Here is a 16,309-nt window from a genome sequence, read left to right as displayed (position 1 = left end):
GGTCAGATCATCCTATATGCGTGTGGTTTACTGATTGAGTACATTCGATTTTACGAGGGATACCGTCAGTTATCGTCGCCGAGTCGTGCTGGGTCCCCTGGATCTCTCCATCGATCACGGGGTGACGGCGCTGATCGGCCCTAACGGCTCTGGGAAATCAACCCTCATGAAAGTCGCGGCTGGGAAGGTGAGACCTTCGGCCGGATCGGTGACGAGGTGTGAGGGCGCCCTGTCAGTGGGGCATATGAGCCAGGATGTACGGTCGCTGTCTGGGTTGACTGTGCAGGAGCAGGTAGCGTACTCGGGATGGTTGCATGGGTTGCCAGCTTCTGTCGCTCGCCGACGAGTAGCGGACGTGTTGGGGGTCGTGGATCTCAGCGAGTCCTGTGATGTGCGGAGCGTCGCCCTGTCGGGCGGACAGCTGCGCCGCCTGGGGCTGGCCGAGCTGTTGGTGTTCTCGCCTTCTGTGATGTTGCTCGACGAGCCGACCGCCGGCTTGGATCCGGAGCAGCGCATGAGGTTCCGAAGCGTGTTGGACAGGGTCGACAGGAATCACACAGTGGTGGTCTCCACCCACCACCTTGAAGACTTGGATGGGCTGGCGGAGCGCGTGGTCGGGCTGCAGGGCGGCGCAGTCGTCTTCGACGGTGACCTGGCGAGTTTCTGGGCCCTGCGTTCTGACGCTGAGGACGAGCCGACGTCGTTCGGCGCCACTCGGGTGGCGGGGCAGGCCTATCGAGCCATCTACGGGGATTCAGTATGAGCCCGGGGCGGCGTTGGCAGGTGTCACGTGCGACGTGGGCGACTGTGATGGTCGTGGTATCCGCGGTGGCGGCAGTTCTGCAGTTCCCCGGTCTCGGACGAGACTGGGCCGCCGGATGGACGACGGGAGCGGCTCAGGGAACGATTCTCAGTGCTCCAGTGCTCGCCGCCTATGCGGCGTGGGTCGGGCACCGACACCTGCGGCCCGTCCTGCGGCGAGCGACCATCAGCCGTCCGGTGCTGCTGGTGGCCGCTGAGGTCGCATGGCCGATTGTGGTCGTCGCCGGTGCGGGCATCGGAATCGGATTGGTCCTGTCGGCGCTCCGCCAGGGGGGAGCTGTTCCTGCCGACGCTGAGCATCCTCGTGTCAGCGCTGCTCACGTCTCTGGCGTTCGCCAGCCTGGGTCTGTGGTTGGGCACCAGGCTCCACGTGGTGCTCAGCGCCCCGGTCATGGTGGGCGGAAGCTTCTACCTGTTGGCTTTCCCCGCCTCATGGTCCACCGTCCCGTGGGTGGAGAACATGATCAACTTCACCGACTGCTGCGGCATCTGGAGCGCACCGGATCCACGCATCCTGGGTGGAACGGCGCTGACGGCTCTCGGACTCCTGAGCTTGACAGCGGGACTCTTCCTCACGGGGGAGTCTCCCCGGAAGGCGGCTCTCAGCGTCGCGCTCGCCGGGGTTCTCGTGGGTGGGTCGTTCGTCGCCGTTCGGGACACAGGGTTCCACCAGTCAGTACCCCGAGGAGGTCCCGTGGAGTGCGAGCTCATCGAGGAGCGGGAGTACTGCATCTGGCCTGAGGCGCAGACGGATTGGGACGCCGTCCGTGACGTCCTCCCGCCGGCTGTGGAGGAGGCGGAGGAGGCGGAGGAGGCCCTGGGTTTCCCGCTGCCGGATCGGTGGTCCATGGCCGCCGAGGCTGAGCGCGCTGAGGGTGGACCTCGACAGTCCGCTCGTCTGATCCCGTTCGGGGTCACCGAGCAGGACGCTCCTGCTGCGGTTGTCGCCGGAGCCTTGCCCCATGTGGAGGAGGCCTGTTTCAGCGATGAAGGCATCCGGCACGATCAGCTCCAGGACCTGTACCTCCTGGAAGCTGTGACCGAGGCATGGTGGTCACGTCAGGTCTACGAATCCTTCCACGCCGACGATCTGTTCCCAGAAGCTGCCGCCGCATTGACCGCTCTGGCGGACAAGCCGACGGACGAGCAGCGACACTGGATTCTGCGCGCAGGAGCGTCCATGACCACCTGCGACGTCGACAAGGCTGGGAATCTGCTGTGATCAGCTGGAGACCTGCTGTGAGGGGCGCGTGTGCGTGAGCTGCTCGTCGCCCGCCGTTGGCCGTGGCTGACGGGAGTCGTCGTGCTGGGCGCGGCGAACCTGTGGCTGGCCGACACCGGCCTGCTGATGCCCAGCATCGCGCCGCTGGCAGGTATGGCCGCGCCGGCGGCCACCCTGTTCCCCGGCGTCATCGCTGCCGCCGTTCTGATCCCCTGGTGCCGTGAGGGGTCGGTCCACGAGAGGGGCGCGGTCAGATCCCGTGTCGGACTGGAGGTCCTGCTGCTCTGCGGAGTGCTCCTAACTGTCCTGGTGGCGTTCGTGGGGGCAGCGCTGCTGATGGATTCGCACCACCTGTGGGCCGGGGCCCGCAACTGGTTGATGTTCTTCGGACTGACTCTGCTGGCGCTCGGGCTGATCGATCGACGGACCGCCCCGGCTCTCGCTGTTCTTGGCGTCGTCGCGATCTCCTTCTTCGGACCGGCGCGCCGCGACTCCCCGCTGTTCTGGATGCTCTGGAGCCCGGAGGTGGGTGGCACATGGATCACCGCAGCTGCCATCTGTCTGCTGGGGGTGGGGGTCTTCGCCGCCGGTGGACGAGTCACAGTACTGGGCCCGGCGCGGAAGCTCGCCGATGCGACACGAGGTTGAGCCAGTCGCCTTGGCATCGTCGGTGTCGGGGATCGCGGCGCCTGTTAACATGGGACGACTCCTCCTCAGTGCGGCTGACGTGGAGCATCCCGCGCCGCACCGCCTGGTCCTCGACGCGGAAGGACGCCCATGCTGCTGATGCTCGCTGTGCTGTTCGCAGTGAGCCTCGTGGCGCCCTGGCTGTTCCGTCGGATCGGGCGGTCCACCTTCTTCGTCCTGGCCGCGATCAGCGCGCTGGCGCTCGGCTGGGTGCTGAGCCACCTGCCCCAGGTGCTGCGCGCAGACCAGGCCGCACCCTCCGGATCCCCGAACGCGCCGCCGTCGGAGATCATCGAGTGGATCCCGGAGCTGGGCGTGGAGATCGCCTTCCGGATCGACGCGCTGACCCTGGTGATGTCGTTGCTGATCCTCGGCGTCGGGGCGCTGGTGCTGCTCTACTGTGCCCGCTACTTCCGCTCCACGGAGGCCTCCGCCGGTCCCTTCGCCGGCCAGCTGTTCGCCTTCGCCGCCGCCATGCTGGGCCTGGTGCTCAGCGACGATCTGGTGATGCTCTTCATCTTCTGGGAGCTCACCACGGTGCTGTCGTTCCTGCTGATCGGTTATTCCGCGCACCGCATCCTGGCCCGCCGCTCAGCGATCCAGGCGCTGATCGTCACCACCTTCGGGGGCCTGGCCATGCTGGTCGGGCTGCTCTGGCTGGGTGAGCTCGCCGGCAGCTACCGGCTCTCCGAGATCCTCGCCTCCGCCGGCGAGCTCCAGGGGGCCTCTGCGGACATCGCGCTGCTGCTGATCCTCATCGGCGCGCTCTCCAAGTCCGCCCTGGTGCCGTTCCACTTCTGGCTGCCCGCTGCGATGGCCGCCCCCACCCCGGTCTCGGCCTATCTGCACGCCGCCGCGATGGTGAAGGCCGGAGTCTACCTGGTGGCTCGGATGGCTCCGGGCTTCCATGAGAGCGCCTTCTGGCTGCCCACGGTGCTGGGCGTCGGGCTGGTCACCATGCTGGTGGGCGCCTGGCGGGCGCTGCAGCAGACCGACATCAAGCTGGTGCTCGCCTACGGCACGGTCTCCCAGCTGGGCTTCCTGGTGATGATCAACGGCCTGGGCACCGAAGACGCCGCCCTGGCCGGGCTGGCGATGCTGCTGGCCCACGGGCTGTTCAAGGCGGCGCTGTTCATGGTGGTCGGCATCATCGACCACGAGACCGGCACCCGTGACCTCACCCGGCTCTCCGGACTGGGCCGCACCCAGCGGCCCCTGTTCTGGATCTCCGCGGTCTCGGCGGCCTCCATGGCCGGGCTGCCGCCGCTGTTCGGTTTCGTGGCCAAAGAGGTCGTCTTCGAGTCCTTCTACGACTACGCCGAGGTCCACCCGGGCTGGGGCTGGGTGGTGATGGTCGGCGTCGTCGTCGCCTCCGCGCTGACAGTGGCCTACTCGGCGCGATTCCTCTGGGGCGCCTTCGCCACCAAGCGCTCACCGGAGGGCACGACGACGGCGCCCACGCCCTTCCACGCGCCGGCCGGTGCCGTGTTCCTCGCCGCCCCGGCGGTGCTGGCCGCCGCCACCGTGGTCCTGGCGGTGTGGCCGGCCCCGGTGCAGCGGCTCATCGACCCGTTCGTCGCGCTGTTCCACCCGGTGGCCCCGGAGGCCCACGGCACCTATCTTGCCCTGTGGCACGGCCTGACCCCGGTGCTGGGGCTCTCAGTGCTGGCCTGGGGAGCCGGGCTGGGGCTGTTCGCCGTGCGGGACCGCGTCCGCAGGATCCAGGGGCACATCCCCGCGGTCTTCGACGCCGAGCGTGGCTACCGCTCTTCAGTGAAGCTGGTCGACGTCGTCGCGGTCTGGCTGACCTCGGTCACCCAGCGCGGCTCGTTGGCCTGGTACCTGTTCATCATCCTTGCCGTCGCCACCGGGGTGGTCTCGGGCGTGCTGCTGTTCACCGATCATCAGGTGCCGCAGAGCGTCATCGTCGCCGAGGAGCCGCTGCAGCTGGTGCTGGCGGTGGTCATCATCGCCGGTGCGTTCGGCGCGGTCTGGGCGCCCAAGCGCTTCATGGCGGTGCTGATGGTCTCGCTGTGCGGCTATGGGATCGCCGGGCTGTTCGCCCTGCAGGGTGCTCCGGATCTCGCACTGACGGTGCTGCTGGTGGAGTCCATCGTGCTGGTGGTCTTCGTGTTGGCGCTGCGCTCCCTGCCGGCAGGGATCTGGACGCAGAACCCCGCCCGCTTCCGGGCCGGCCGGGTGGTGCTGGGCATCGGGTTCGGACTGGCGATGATGGGCGCACTGGCTGTAGGTATGGACTCCCGGGTGGCGGAGCCGATCTCCGCAGAGTTCCCCTGGATGGCCTATGAGATCGGCCAGGGGGCCAACATCGTCAACGTCACCCTGGTGGACATCCGCGTCTGGGACACCTTCGGCGAGATCACCGTGCTCGCGGCCGCCGCCACCGGGGTGGCCTCGCTGATCTTCGTCAAGCGCCGGGACGTGCGCCGGCGCAGCCTCCACGAGGTGCCCACCGGTTCAGTGGGCCGGGTCCTCAACGAGGACAACCTGACCCCGCGCCAGGCCCAGGAGATCCGGGTGGCGCGCAGCTTCTCCACCGTGGCCCGAGAGGCCTGGCTGGTGGCGGGCCGCACGGTGGCCCCCGAGCACCGCTCGATCATCTTCGAGGTAGTCACCCGGCTGATGTTCCACGCGATCATCCTGCTGTCGGTCTACCTGCTGCTGGCCGGGCACAATCTGCCCGGCGGGGGATTCGCCGGCGGGCTGCTGGCCGGGCTGGCGCTGACCCTGCGCTACCTGGCCGGGGGCCGCTATGAGCTGGAGGCTGCGGTGCCGTTCAGCGCCTCGGCCCTGATGGGCTGGGGGCTGGTGCTGGCCTGTGCCACCGGGCTGGTGTCCCTGCTGGCCGGTGGACACATCTTCCAGTCCGCGGTGCTGGATGTGGACCTGGGGGTGTTCGGGGAGCATCACATCGCCTCGGCGATCCTCTTCGACATCGGCGTCTACCTGGTGGTGGTCGGCCTGATCCTGGACATCCTGCGCAGCCTGGGCTCGGAGATCGACGTCCGCTCGGAGATGGAGAACCGTGCGGCCGAACGCGGGGACCCGCACCACGGGCACGGGATCCACTCCGAGACCACGATGGGGGTGGCCCGATGACGTTGAACCTGACCCTGCTGGTGCTGATGGGCGTGATGTTCGCCGTCGGGATCTACCTGCTGCTGGAGCGCTCGCTGACCCGTGTGCTGCTGGGCATCATCCTGATCTCCAACGGGGTGAACCTGTTGCTGCTGCAGTCCGGCGGCCGGGCGGGGGACTCGCCGCTGGTGGTCGACGGCGACGTCGGGGCGGACTTCTTCGACCCGCTGCCGCAGGCGCTGCTGCTCACCGCGATCGTGATCGCCTTCGCTCTGGTCAGCCTCATGCTGGCGCTGATCTACCGGTCCTGGGTGCTGGCCCGCCAGGACGAGGTCTCCGATGACGAGGAGGACCGCCGGGTGGCCTCCCAACCGGTCTATGACCCAGAGGAGGACTCCGAGGTGCCCACCGAGACCACCGAGTTCCTGGTCGAGGACCTGGAGTCCAGGCGGCTGCTCAACCCGCGCTCCGGCCGGGACGAGGACCTGCCGGAGATCTCGGCGCGCACCCCTGAGGACGACGGCGGCGGCCCCGTCGGCCGTGAGAGGGGGCGCTGAGCGATGCAGACGACCTTCGTGGAGCTGCTGCCCCTGGCGGTGCTGATCCCCTTCTTCGGGGCGGGTCTGGCCTTCGCCTTCTTCCGTCAGCGGACCACCCAGCGAATCATCACCGTCGGCACCCTGGTGCTGACCGTGCTGTTGGAGATGACGCTGCTGGCCGAGACCTGGGACGGCGGGGCGCATGCGGTGCACCTGGCAGGCTGGCCGGCACCGTTCGGCATCTCGATGGTCATCGACCGGTTCTCCGCCCTGATGCTGGTGGTCTCCTCGATCATCACTCTGGCGGTGCTGCTCTACGCCGTCGGGCAGGGTGCGGCGGAGGAGGGAGACGACGCCGGCCCGGTCTCCATCTTCTACCCCACCTACCTGATCCTGGTGGCCGGGGTGTCCAATGCGTTCCTCGCCGGTGACCTGTTCAACCTGTACGTGGGCTTCGAGATCTTCCTGACGGCGTCGTACGTGCTGCTGACCCTCGGGGGAGGGGAGTCCAGGATCCGGGCGGGGGTGACCTATGTGGTCGTCTCCATCATCTCCTCGATGCTGCTGCTGATCACCATCGGGGTGGTCTATGCGGCCACCGGCACGGTGAACATGGCGGATCTGGCGCTGAAGCTGGGCGCCCTGGATTCGGACATGCAGTTGCTGCTGCACGTGATGCTGCTGGTGGCCTTCGGCATCAAGGCGGCGGTCTTCCCGCTGGCGTTCTGGCTGCCGGACTCCTACCCGACGGCGCCGGCCCCGGTGACGGCCGTGTTCGCGGGCCTGCTGACGAAGGTCGGCATCTACGCGATGATCCGCACCGAGACCCTGCTGTTCCCGGGGGAGCGGATCAACACCGCGCTGATGATCATCGCGCTGCTGACGATGATCGTGGGCATCCTGGGAGCGCTGGCCCAGGGCGACATCAAACGGATGCTGTCCTTCACGCTGATCAGCCATATCGGCTATCTGGTGTTCGGGCTGTCTCTGGTCTCGATCGTAGGTATGTCCGCCACGATCTTCTATGTGGCCCACCACATCACCATCCAGACCACCTTGTTCCTGGTCACCGGGCTGATCGAGCGCCGCGGGGGCTCGGCGAACGTGGACCGGCTGGGCGGGCTGGCGAAGATCTCTCCGGCGCTGGCGGTGCTGTTCTTCATCCCGGCGATGAACCTGGCGGGAATCCCGCCGTTCTCCGGGTTCATCGGCAAGCTGGGGATGATCCAGGGCGGCATCGCGGAGGGCACCTGGATCACCTGGACCCTGGTGGTCGGCTCCGTGGTGACCTCGCTGCTGACGCTGCTGGCGGTGGCGCGGATCTGGGCGCGCGCGTTCTGGCGGAAGGCCGAGGATGCGGAGTCCCCGGACCGGCTGCTGATGTCGAAGACGCTGGATCACGCTCGGGCGGCGAACAAACGGCTGCTGCCGATGTCAGTGGTCGCACCCACGGCCCTGTTGGTGGCGATGTCTTTGGCGTTCACCGTGTTCGCCGGGCCGCTGATGTCCTTCTCCCGGGCGGCGGCGCAGGACATGTATGAGCGCACCCCGTATTTGGAGGCTGTGCTGGGTGAGGAGCGTGTGGACGGCGTGCGGGCGGAGCTGGCGGAGCTGGCCGCGCAGATTCCGGACCTGGACACCGGCGACGGCGGCGCCGACGAGTTCGCCCCGGTGCGCACCTCCTTGGAACCTGATGACGGTGTCGTGCCTGAGGATGAGGCCGCGCTGGAGGCCGACGACGACGCCGGGGGTGACCGATGAGGCGGCCCAAGACTCCGTTGGCGCTCGAACTGCCGCTGATCACGTTCCTCGGTTTCCTCTGGATGGCGCTGTGGCAGGACTTCACCCCGGGCACGCTGATCTTCGGGCTCGCCCTGGGCACGGCGATCGTGCGGATGTTCTATCTGCCGCCGCTGCGCGGCTCCGGGCGGGTCAATCTGTGGTGGGTGCTGGTCTTCGTGGTCCGGTTCCTGGTGAAGATGACGGCGGCATCCTTCCAGGTGGCGTGGATCGCGGTGGTCCGGGGTCCGCGGGTGCGCAACTCGATCATCTCGGTGCAGCTGCGCAGCCATGATGACTTCATCGTCACCGTGACCGGCCATGCCCTGGCCCTGGTGCCGGGCTCCCTGGTGATCGACGTGGACCGGACCACGGCGACCCTGTACCTGCACTGCCTCAACGTCACCGATGACCATGACGCCGAACGCATCCGGCAGGACGCGCTGCGCACGGAGGCGCTGGTGCTCCGCAGCTGCGGAAACCGGTCGGACCTGGCGGTGGTGAAGGCCGAACATCGGCTCGGCCGGGTCAGCGGGTTCTCCAAGACCGAGCGCGAGGAGCCGGTCCGCGGACGCGGCGCGGCCCAGACGTCTCAGACACCTCAGACGTCTCAGACACCTCAGACGTCTCGGACATCCCAGACGACTCAGACACCTCGGACGACTCGGACACCGGAAGAGGGAGGGCGATGATGCTGACCTCCGCCTACTGGATCACGCAGGCGCTGCTGGCCGTCGCTGTGCTCTGTGCGGTCTACCGGGTGTTCCGTGGGCCCTCGGTGCTGGACCGGGTGATCAGCGTGGACGTCATCCTGATCATCGTCTCCTCCATGCTGATCACCGACATGGTGGCGCGTGACCATCAGGATTTCATGCTCTTCGTGGTCGCCACTGCGGTGATCGGGTTCCTGGGGGCGGTGGCGATCGCCCGGTATGTGGCAGTGCGCCGGCCGGAGGACGCCGGGGTCCGAGACCTCACGGCTCCGCTGCCCCGGGTCGCTGCGGGTGATGCTGCGGGTGATGCTGCCGGTGGCCTCGGCGGCAGGGGCGCTGCCGGGGTCGGATCCGGTGGCGGTGAGTCCGGTGGCGGTGAGTCCGGTGGCGGTGAGTCCGGTGGCGATCGCGGAGGTGGCGATGCCGTCGGTGGGGCAGGGGCCGCGTCGTCGTCTACGGGGGCGGCCCCGTATGCGGCGAGTCCCTCGCGGCTCGGCGGGATGGACCCCGTGGATCCGCACGGAGGAACGTTCGCACCCCGCGGCTACGGGGAGGATGAGGACCCGGCGACCTCCTGGTTCCGCGAGCTGACCCGCTCCGGCTTCACCCCCCGCCGCCGCCGCGAGGAGGCTGAGGAGCCTGAGGAGCCTGAGGAGCCTGAGGAGCCTGAGGAGCCGGAAGAGCCCGATGAGGCGGAGGGACCTGAAGAGCCCGGGGAGGGAGACCGATGATGGGTGTCCTGGATCCGGAGGTGGTCGAGCAGGTGCTCGACGCGGTGGCCGCGGTGCTGCTGGTGATCGGTGGGCTGATGTCTCTGGCGGCCGGGATCGGCCTGGTGCGGCTGCCGGACCTGCACTCGCGGATGCATGCGGCGACGAAGCCGCAGGTCCTCGGCCTGCTGAGCCTGCTGCTGGCCGCGGCGATCACCTGGCGCACCTGGACCGGTGTGGTGCTGGTGCTGCTGGCCTGGGGGCTGCAGATCCTCACGGCCCCGGCGAGCGCCCATGTGGTGGGACGCGCCGGGTACCGGACGAAGCACTTTCGGTCCGATCAGCTGGGGCAGGATGAGCTGGCCCGTGCGGTGGATCGGGTCTCCCGGGGCCACGGGGAACGCCGAGAGGTCCGTGACGAGTCGGACTGACCGGGCGAGGGGGTGTGCTGTGGCCGCCATGTGCCGTCACCGCCCACAACACGTCGAGGAGTCACGTTCCGGCACATTCTGGCGGTGGTGAAGCGCGTCATCCGCGTCGAGCATGCCGGATAGTGACTCCTCGATGCGGGAGCCGGGCCGGCGGTCGGCTCAGGGTTCCCGCCAGGTCAGACTTCCCGCCGACTCAGACCTCGGCCTTGTCGGCGTAGGCGGCCTTGATCTTCTTCACCGAGGCCTTGGCACCGCGCTGGGACAGCACCTGGACGCCGGCAGAGATCGCCGCCGAGGAGACGGCGAACACGAGGGCCTTCTGCAGCGAGATGTCCTCATCGTCGTTGCCGTGCGGGGTCTCCTCCCCGGTGGCCTGCCGCCAGGCGAACTCGAAGGCCTTGGTGGCGGCGAACCCGCCGGCCAGGGAGATCCCGGTGGTCAGCAGCTTGTCCATGATCTTGTCCATCGGCACTCCTGAGGATTCGGATGTGGTCGGTCCTCGGCGGCCGGCCGGAGCCGACATCGCAGGGATCCTGTGGTCACCACCCTAACCGGCACGGCGGCGCGATGCGCTACCGTGGGAGACGTCATTCGAGACACGACAGGGGAGCGCCGCCTTCGTCCCGCCTGCGGGAAGTGGGACGGCGCTGAGAGTGGGCTGAACGCCCTGACCCTCGAACCTGATCAGGACAACCCGGAGCGGCATGCCGCCCGGTCAACGCCTGCGAAGGAAGTCGAGCTGTCCTCGGATGCCGGACCTGCACGCCGACACCGTCTGCTGCGGCAGGGCCGGCTCCCTCCCTGCGTGCTCGTGGTCCACGCTCGTCACTCGAGGGAGCATCATGAGCAGCACGCATCACACCACGACACCGGCACGTCCCGGTGTCCAGTCGCGGAGCCACCGCTGGTCGGTCTCCGACATCGTCGTCGCCTCCACCTTGGCGGTGGCCTCCGGGGTCATCTTCTGGGGATGGAACCTCAGCTACCACGTCGTCGGCGGACTCTTCGCCGCCTATCCGCCGGCGGCGACCCTGGTCCACGGCATGTGGCTCTTCCCCGCCGTGCTGGGGATGCTGATCATCCGCAAGCCCGGCGCCGCCATCTACTGCGAGATGGTCGCCGCCGTCGTCTCCGCCCTGCTGGGCTCCCAATGGGGGCTGACCGTGCTGTCCTCGGGCTTCGTGCAGGGACTGGGTGCGGAGCTGATCTTCCTGGCGTTCCTCTACCGGCGCTACACCCTGGAGGTCGCGATGCTCGCCGGGGCGCTGTCCGGCTTCTTCGGTGGGGCCACCTATCACTGGATCATCCCCATGTATGCCTACGCGCCGCTGGAGACCTTCATCCACATCGGCTGCTTCACCCTCTCCGGGGCAATCATCGCCGGGCTGCTCTCCTGGTTGGGCACCCGGGGGCTGGCGGCCACCTCGGTGCTGGGACCCTTGGCCTCCCGCCGCGCGCATCAGGAACCGGTGCTGCGCCGTCGTCGTGAGGATTGAGCCGATGGCGCAGCACCAGCTGGACGCGCAGCCGACGGCGGCCTCGCCCCGGGGCGCGAGCCAGCCCGGCCGCCCCGCAGCCCGCCCCGCCGGCGCCGCCGTCGAGGTCCGCGGCTGGAGCTACCAGCACGCCGACCGGCCGGCCCCGGCCGTGGACGGGCTCGACCTCCACCTGGACCCGGGGGAGAAGGTGCTGCTGGTGGGCGCCTCCGGCGCGGGAAAGTCCACTCTGCTCCACGGGCTGGCCGGAGTGCTCCATGATGACGAGGCCGTCTCCTCCGGGGAGCTGCTGATCGACGGTCTCGCCCCCGCACAGGCCCGCGGCCGCATGGGGCTGATGCAGCAGGATCCAGAGTCGCAGGTGGTGCTCTCCCGGATGGGAGACGACGTCGCCTTCGCCGCGGAGAACCTCGGGGTGCCTGCCGCCCAGATCTGGGAACGGGCGCGTCAGGTGCTGGTGGAGACCGGCCTGGCCGGCTCGGCGGAGCAGGCCGAGGCGCTGCTGGACCACCCCACCGCTCGGCTCTCCGGAGGGCAGAAGCAGCGGCTCGCGCTGGCCGGGATCCTCGCCATGCGCCCGGGGCTGCTGCTCCTCGACGAGCCCACCGCCAACCTGGACCCGGAGGGCACGGTCCGGGTGCGCGATGCGGTCGTCGAGGCCTCTGCGCGGCACGGCTCCACGCTGCTGGTGGTGGAGCATCGGCTGTCCACCTGGGCGGACCATGTCGACACCCTGATCGTGCTCGACGCCGCCGGAGGGGTCCGCCACCGGGTGCCCGCGGCGCGGATCCACGACGACCCCGACCTGCGGGCTGACCTGGTGGAGCTGGGGCTCTGGGTGCCTGGGCACGACCCGGTCCCGGACCTGCTGCCGGACGCCGGCGCCGCGGCCCGGGGAACCGACGGAACATGGGCGACTGAGGGGGCCGAGGGCGGCCCCGAAGGCGTCGACGTCGCCGAGAGGAAGCAGGCAGATGCTCAGCGTCCAGCGTTCGGGACCCTGCTGTCGGGACGAGGGCTCGCGGTCTCCCGCGAGAGACCGCGGCGCCGGTCCCGCCGTCCTGCCCCGACGCCGGTGCTGCACGGGGTCGACGTCGACCTGCCTGCCGGGCGGGCGCTGGGAATCGTCGGACGCAACGGGACGGGCAAGTCCACCCTGCTGCTGAGTCTGGCCGGACTGATCCCGGTCCACGCTGGTGAGCTCACGGCCACCGGCCGACTCAAGGGCCCGCGAGGGGAGGCGTTGGTCGATGACCCGCACCAGTGGCGCTCGGCGGACCTGGTTGCCCGCATCGGGATGGTGTTCCAGGAGCCGGAGCATCAGTTCGTCCGGCCCACCGTCCGCGAGGAGCTCGCACTCGGTGCCCGGCAGGCGCGGCAGCCCGGCGCGGATGTCCCGCTGTTCACCCCGGAGGAGGTTGAGCAGCGGGTGGACCGGCTGCTGGAGCGGCTGGGTCTGACGCAGCTGGCGGGGGTCAACCCGTTCACCCTCTCCGGTGGGGAGAAGCGTCGGCTCTCCGTGGGCACGGTGCTCGCCGCCGGGCCGGAGGTCCTCATGGTGGATGAGCCGACGTTCGGGCAGGACGCCCACACCTTCGCCGCCCTGATCCGGCTGCTGCGCGAGCATCTCGACGACGGCGGCACCGTGGTCGCGGTGACCCACGATGAGGCGTTCCTGCGGGCGCTGCAGGCGGATCAGCTGGCGTTGGGACGGGCCGGTGCCGACCAGTCCGCCGGTGCCGGGCAGCCCGCCGGTGTCGCGCAGGCTGTCCAAGGCGACGACACCTCCGGTGGTGCTCCGGGTGACGGTGTCGTGGACCATCGGGGCTCTCCCCCGCGCGGCACCGCGGCGCCGATGCTGACCGGGGTGCGCTCCGAGTCCTGGCTCGGCGGGGCCAACGCCCTGGCGAAGCTGCTGGCGGTGCTGATGGTGACGGCCGCTCTGGTCTCCACCATGGACTGGGTGAGCTCCTCGGTGGTGATCGTCGCCAGCTTCCTGCTGCTGCCGCTGGCCGGACTGCGCCTGGGCCAGTTCCTGAGGCGGATCTGGCCGTTCGCGACCGGCTCCGTGGTCGCCGTCTGGGGGACGGCCATCGCGGCTGAGGAGTCCGGGGCGGTGCTGCTGGACCTGGGATTCACCACCGTCAGCGAGGGCTCGGTGGAACTGGGTATCGCCATGGGTGCCCGCGCGTTGGCGGTGGTGCTGCCTTCGGTGATCATCTTCTCCACCACGGACCCCACGGATCTGGCCGACGCCCTGGCCCAACAGCTGCGGCTGCCGGCACGGTTCGTGCTCGGTGCGTTGGCGGCGATGCGGCTGCTGGGGCTGCTCGCCGAGCACTGGATCATCATCGGGCTGGCCCGGCGGGCGCGTGGTGTGGGCACTCAGGGCGGGTCCCTGGGGAAGGTGCGGGCCACCTGCTCGCAGGCTTTCGGGCTGCTGGTGCAGGCGATCCGGGTGGCCACCCGGCTGGCGGTCACTATGGAGTCCCGCGGATTCGGGGCTGACTCCGGGGCCTCCGGTCGATCGGGCGCCGCTCCGGGTCGGACCTGGGCACGGCCGGCGAGCTTCGGCGTCGTCGACATCCCGGTGGTGCTGGGTGGTGCGCTGCTGGCAGGGCTCGCCCTGGGCGCCGCCGTGCTGACCGGGCACTGGAACCCGGCCTGGTGACCGGCCTGGTGACCGGCGGGCAGCAGCTCGCCGGGTGTCGGCGGCGTCGGAGTGCGGCCGGACAGGGGTGTCGAGGGGCTGCCCCACGTCTTACAGTTCCTCTATGCGCGATGTGGAGGCGGAGGCTGAGATGCTCCTGCGGTGCCTGCAGGGGCTGCGCGAGGCGATGGTCTGGAAGCTCGACGGCGTGACGGAGCACCGACGACGCCGTCGCCGACCTGGGCCTGGACGCGCCTGCCCAGGTGCCCTGGTGGGGTGAGAACGGCCGCACCACCCTGGGGCGGCTGGTGGTCCGTCTCATCGCCGAGACCGCCCGGCACGCCGGCCATGCGGACATCCTGTGGGAGCAGCTCGACGGGGCGGTGGGCATGCGGCCAGACAGCGACAACATGCCGGAGGCGGAGCTCCCCGACTGGCACACCCATGGGGAGGACCTGCAGCGTCTCGCCGATGAGGTCCTCTGAGGCGGGGTCGGCACCGGATCGACGCGTAGGCTGGTGTCATGCGTATCGCAGCAGCACAGATCGTCACCGGTGAGGACCCGCGGCAGAACCTGGAGCTCGTGGACGAGTGGGCCGGCCGGGCGGCCGAGGCCGGCGCCGAGCTGGTGGTCTTCCCCGAGGCCGTCCAGCGGGCCTTCGGGCACACGCTGACCTCCGTCGCCGAGCCCGTGGACGGCGCCTGGGGCGCTCAGCTGCATGACATCGCCCTGCGTCACGGGATCGCGATCGTCGCCGGCATGTTCACTCCGGCCGAGCCGGGGGAGCAGGGTCGGGCGCGGGTGACCAACACGCTGCTGGCGGTGGACGGCGAAGGCGTGCTGGCCACCTACGACAAGATCCATCTCTATGACGCGTTCGGTTTCCAGGAGTCGAAGACCGTGGCCCCCGGTGAGGAGCCGGCGCGGTTCGCCCTCAACGGTGAGCTCCTTGGCCTGGCGACCTGCTATGACATCCGTTTCCCGAACCTGTTCACGGCCCACGCCCGGGCAGGAGCGCTGGCCACCATCCTGCCGGCGTCCTGGGGTGCCGGACCCGGGAAGGTGGACCAGTGGCGGCTGCTGGCCCGCGCCCGGGCGCTGGACTCCACCCAGTACATGATCGCGTGCGGTCAGGGCCTGCCCGCAGCGGCCGGGGTCGAGGCGGTGGAGGGGGCGCCCACCGGGGTGGGGCACTCGATGATCGTCTCGCCCACCGGGGAGGTGCTCGCCGAGGCCGGCGAGGCCCCGGAGCTGCTGGTCGCCGACCTCGACGCCGACGTCGTGGCCGCCGCCCGGGAGAAGCTGCCGGTGCTGTCCAACGCCCGGGAGATTTCGCAGGGCTGAGGGTTCCTGCCCTGTGCTCCGGCCCCTGTCTTCCGGCTCTGAGGTGGTCCGCAACCATCCCTGTCCCCCCCCCTCCAGAGACGACGGCGGCGGATGACGCGCTTCACCACGGGGTGACGTCCCCGAAAGGGGGACAGAGATCAGGGGGAGGGGGTCAAGAAGCCCATCCCACGTGGCGACGGCCCGCGGCCAGGGTGCAGACACCCGCCCCGACCGTCACCAGCGGAAAGCTCAGGCTCGCCACCAACCAGGGCACCATCCAGGCGGCCTGAAGCCGCGTCATCTCCAGTGCGGGCCCAGCCAGGAGCCCGACGACGGCGGCCAGCGCGGCGAGCATGATCGTGACCTTCAAGGAGACGACGACGGCGCGGGCCAGTGCGGCCTCGAGCCGTGGAGGCCGCACTGCACGGGTGGACCATGCCAGGGCGACTCCGGCGAAGACCGCCAGTGCGACTGCGACGTGGGCGGCAGGCAGCAGGCGCTCGCCGATCAGCCACCAGGCGAGCAGTCCGGCCGCCGTCGCGGAGATCAGTGCCGCACCAGTCGCGGCGACCCCGGGAGCCGCTGCCCGCAGGGCGGGAGTCAGCAATAGTGATGACGCTGCCCCGGCGGCCGCCGCGACGACTGTCGGAGCGGTGATGAGCACCGGCACCCAGCCGATCGCCCCCGCGAAGCCCGCCCAGGTGACGCCGAGCTCCGTCAGGAGGCTCACGAGTGCCCACAAAGCACCGATCGCACTGACGAAGGCGGCGGGGTAGGCGGCGCTGCGCCACGTGATCATTGAAAGTGTGCTCGGCTGTTCCATGGCTTCATGTC

General features: G+C 69.7%; 16 protein-coding genes. 14 read left to right on the top strand and 2 right to left on the bottom strand.

The features are described 5' to 3' along the window. Nucleotides 1–85: 85 nt before the first annotated feature. The 9 genes from ACYVKI_RS13790 to mnhG all read left to right on the top strand — a co-directional run bounded on the left by ACYVKI_RS13790 (nucleotide 86) and on the right by mnhG (nucleotide 10,002). Nucleotides 86–763: an ATP-binding cassette domain-containing protein gene (locus ACYVKI_RS13790; RefSeq protein WP_460690939.1), complete on the top strand. Its 678-nt coding sequence runs from the start codon at nucleotides 86–88 to the stop codon at nucleotides 761–763. Between the two features lie 363 nt (nucleotides 764–1,126). Beyond that, nucleotides 1,127–2,044: a DUF7224 domain-containing protein gene (locus ACYVKI_RS13785; RefSeq protein ID WP_460690938.1), complete on the top strand. Its 918-nt coding sequence runs from the start codon at nucleotides 1,127–1,129 to the stop codon at nucleotides 2,042–2,044. A gap of 30 nt (nucleotides 2,045–2,074) precedes the next feature. Then, nucleotides 2,075–2,692, top strand: a complete 618-nt coding sequence (locus ACYVKI_RS13780) for a hypothetical protein (protein ID WP_460690937.1) — start codon at nucleotides 2,075–2,077, stop codon at nucleotides 2,690–2,692. Between the two features lie 129 nt (nucleotides 2,693–2,821). Next, on the top strand, nucleotides 2,822–5,851 hold the full coding sequence (locus ACYVKI_RS13775) for a Na+/H+ antiporter subunit A (RefSeq protein ID WP_460690936.1): 3,030 nt from the start codon (nucleotides 2,822–2,824) through the stop codon (nucleotides 5,849–5,851). After that, a complete protein-coding gene (locus ACYVKI_RS13770) occupies nucleotides 5,848–6,387 on the top strand; it encodes a Na(+)/H(+) antiporter subunit C (protein WP_460690935.1) in 540 nt (179 codons plus the stop codon). The genes ACYVKI_RS13775 and ACYVKI_RS13770 overlap by 4 nt, the downstream gene beginning before the upstream one ends. A 3-nt stretch (nucleotides 6,388–6,390) precedes the next feature. Further along, nucleotides 6,391–8,130: a Na+/H+ antiporter subunit D gene (locus tag ACYVKI_RS13765; RefSeq protein ID WP_460690934.1), complete on the top strand. Its 1,740-nt coding sequence runs from the start codon at nucleotides 6,391–6,393 to the stop codon at nucleotides 8,128–8,130. Beyond that, nucleotides 8,127–8,840, top strand: a complete 714-nt coding sequence (locus ACYVKI_RS13760) for a Na+/H+ antiporter subunit E (RefSeq protein ID WP_460690933.1) — start codon at nucleotides 8,127–8,129, stop codon at nucleotides 8,838–8,840. The genes ACYVKI_RS13765 and ACYVKI_RS13760 overlap by 4 nt, the downstream gene beginning before the upstream one ends. Beyond that, on the top strand, nucleotides 8,837–9,592 hold the full coding sequence (locus tag ACYVKI_RS13755; protein ID WP_460690932.1) for a monovalent cation/H+ antiporter complex subunit F: 756 nt from the start codon (nucleotides 8,837–8,839) through the stop codon (nucleotides 9,590–9,592). Before ACYVKI_RS13760 ends, ACYVKI_RS13755 begins: the two co-directional genes overlap by 4 nt. Beyond that, nucleotides 9,589–10,002 carry a monovalent cation/H(+) antiporter subunit G gene (mnhG, locus tag ACYVKI_RS13750; RefSeq protein ID WP_460690931.1) on the top strand — a complete coding sequence of 138 codons (414 nt, stop codon included), beginning with the start codon at nucleotides 9,589–9,591 and terminating at the stop codon, nucleotides 10,000–10,002. Before ACYVKI_RS13755 ends, mnhG begins: the two co-directional genes overlap by 4 nt. Nucleotides 10,003–10,195: 193 nt before the next feature. Here the strand turns inward: mnhG and ACYVKI_RS13745 are convergent, their stop codons facing one another. After that, the gene (locus ACYVKI_RS13745) at nucleotides 10,196–10,468 is read right to left on the bottom strand and encodes a DUF4235 domain-containing protein (protein WP_460690930.1); all 273 of its coding nucleotides are present in this window, start codon (nucleotides 10,466–10,468) and stop codon (nucleotides 10,196–10,198) included. A gap of 376 nt (nucleotides 10,469–10,844) precedes the next feature. Between ACYVKI_RS13745 and ACYVKI_RS13740 the strand changes: the two genes are divergently transcribed. From ACYVKI_RS13740 to ACYVKI_RS13720, 5 genes are all read left to right on the top strand, one after another. Next, a complete protein-coding gene (locus tag ACYVKI_RS13740; protein ID WP_460690929.1) occupies nucleotides 10,845–11,498 on the top strand; it encodes an ECF transporter S component in 654 nt (217 codons plus the stop codon). A 4-nt stretch (nucleotides 11,499–11,502) separates the two neighbouring features. Further along, nucleotides 11,503–14,169 carry an ATP-binding cassette domain-containing protein gene (locus ACYVKI_RS13735; protein WP_460690928.1) on the top strand — a complete coding sequence of 889 codons (2,667 nt, stop codon included), beginning with the start codon at nucleotides 11,503–11,505 and terminating at the stop codon, nucleotides 14,167–14,169. Between the two features lie 103 nt (nucleotides 14,170–14,272). Next, the gene (locus tag ACYVKI_RS13730) at nucleotides 14,273–14,428 is read left to right on the top strand and encodes a hypothetical protein (RefSeq protein ID WP_460690927.1); all 156 of its coding nucleotides are present in this window, start codon (nucleotides 14,273–14,275) and stop codon (nucleotides 14,426–14,428) included. After that, nucleotides 14,412–14,633 (top strand): mycothiol transferase, encoded by a 222-nt coding sequence (locus ACYVKI_RS13725; protein WP_460690926.1) that lies wholly within the window; start codon nucleotides 14,412–14,414, stop codon nucleotides 14,631–14,633. The genes ACYVKI_RS13730 and ACYVKI_RS13725 overlap by 17 nt, the downstream gene beginning before the upstream one ends. A gap of 38 nt (nucleotides 14,634–14,671) precedes the next feature. Beyond that, nucleotides 14,672–15,493, top strand: a complete 822-nt coding sequence (locus ACYVKI_RS13720; protein ID WP_460690925.1) for a carbon-nitrogen hydrolase family protein — start codon at nucleotides 14,672–14,674, stop codon at nucleotides 15,491–15,493. 154 nt (nucleotides 15,494–15,647) lie between these two features. On the opposite strand, the gene ACYVKI_RS13715 is transcribed toward ACYVKI_RS13720, so the two are convergent. Continuing rightward, the gene (locus ACYVKI_RS13715) at nucleotides 15,648–16,298 is read right to left on the bottom strand and encodes a hypothetical protein (protein ID WP_460690924.1); all 651 of its coding nucleotides are present in this window, start codon (nucleotides 16,296–16,298) and stop codon (nucleotides 15,648–15,650) included. Nucleotides 16,299–16,309 lie beyond the last annotated feature (11 nt).

This window comes from Nesterenkonia suensis, assembly GCF_054782935.1.
This window is presented reverse-complemented; position numbering and strand designations above follow the sequence as displayed.

Coding starts and splice junctions, on each gene's coding strand:
- ACYVKI_RS13775 (WP_460690936.1), top strand. CDS start 2,822: ATGCTGCTGATGCTCGCTGTGCTGTTCGCAGTGAGCCTCGTGGCGCCC.
- ACYVKI_RS13770 (WP_460690935.1), top strand. CDS start 5,848: ATGACGTTGAACCTGACCCTGCTGGTGCTGATGGGCGTGATGTTCGCC.
- ACYVKI_RS13765 (WP_460690934.1), top strand. CDS start 6,391: ATGCAGACGACCTTCGTGGAGCTGCTGCCCCTGGCGGTGCTGATCCCC.
- ACYVKI_RS13760 (WP_460690933.1), top strand. CDS start 8,127: ATGAGGCGGCCCAAGACTCCGTTGGCGCTCGAACTGCCGCTGATCACG.
- ACYVKI_RS13755 (WP_460690932.1), top strand. CDS start 8,837: ATGATGCTGACCTCCGCCTACTGGATCACGCAGGCGCTGCTGGCCGTC.
- mnhG (WP_460690931.1), top strand. CDS start 9,589: ATGATGGGTGTCCTGGATCCGGAGGTGGTCGAGCAGGTGCTCGACGCG.
- ACYVKI_RS13745 (WP_460690930.1), bottom strand. CDS start 10,468: ATGGACAAGATCATGGACAAGCTGCTGACCACCGGGATCTCCCTGGCC.
- ACYVKI_RS13740 (WP_460690929.1), top strand. CDS start 10,845: ATGAGCAGCACGCATCACACCACGACACCGGCACGTCCCGGTGTCCAG.
- ACYVKI_RS13735 (WP_460690928.1), top strand. CDS start 11,503: ATGGCGCAGCACCAGCTGGACGCGCAGCCGACGGCGGCCTCGCCCCGG.
- ACYVKI_RS13730 (WP_460690927.1), top strand. CDS start 14,273: ATGCGCGATGTGGAGGCGGAGGCTGAGATGCTCCTGCGGTGCCTGCAG.
- ACYVKI_RS13720 (WP_460690925.1), top strand. CDS start 14,672: ATGCGTATCGCAGCAGCACAGATCGTCACCGGTGAGGACCCGCGGCAG.
- ACYVKI_RS13715 (WP_460690924.1), bottom strand. CDS start 16,298: ATGGAACAGCCGAGCACACTTTCAATGATCACGTGGCGCAGCGCCGCC.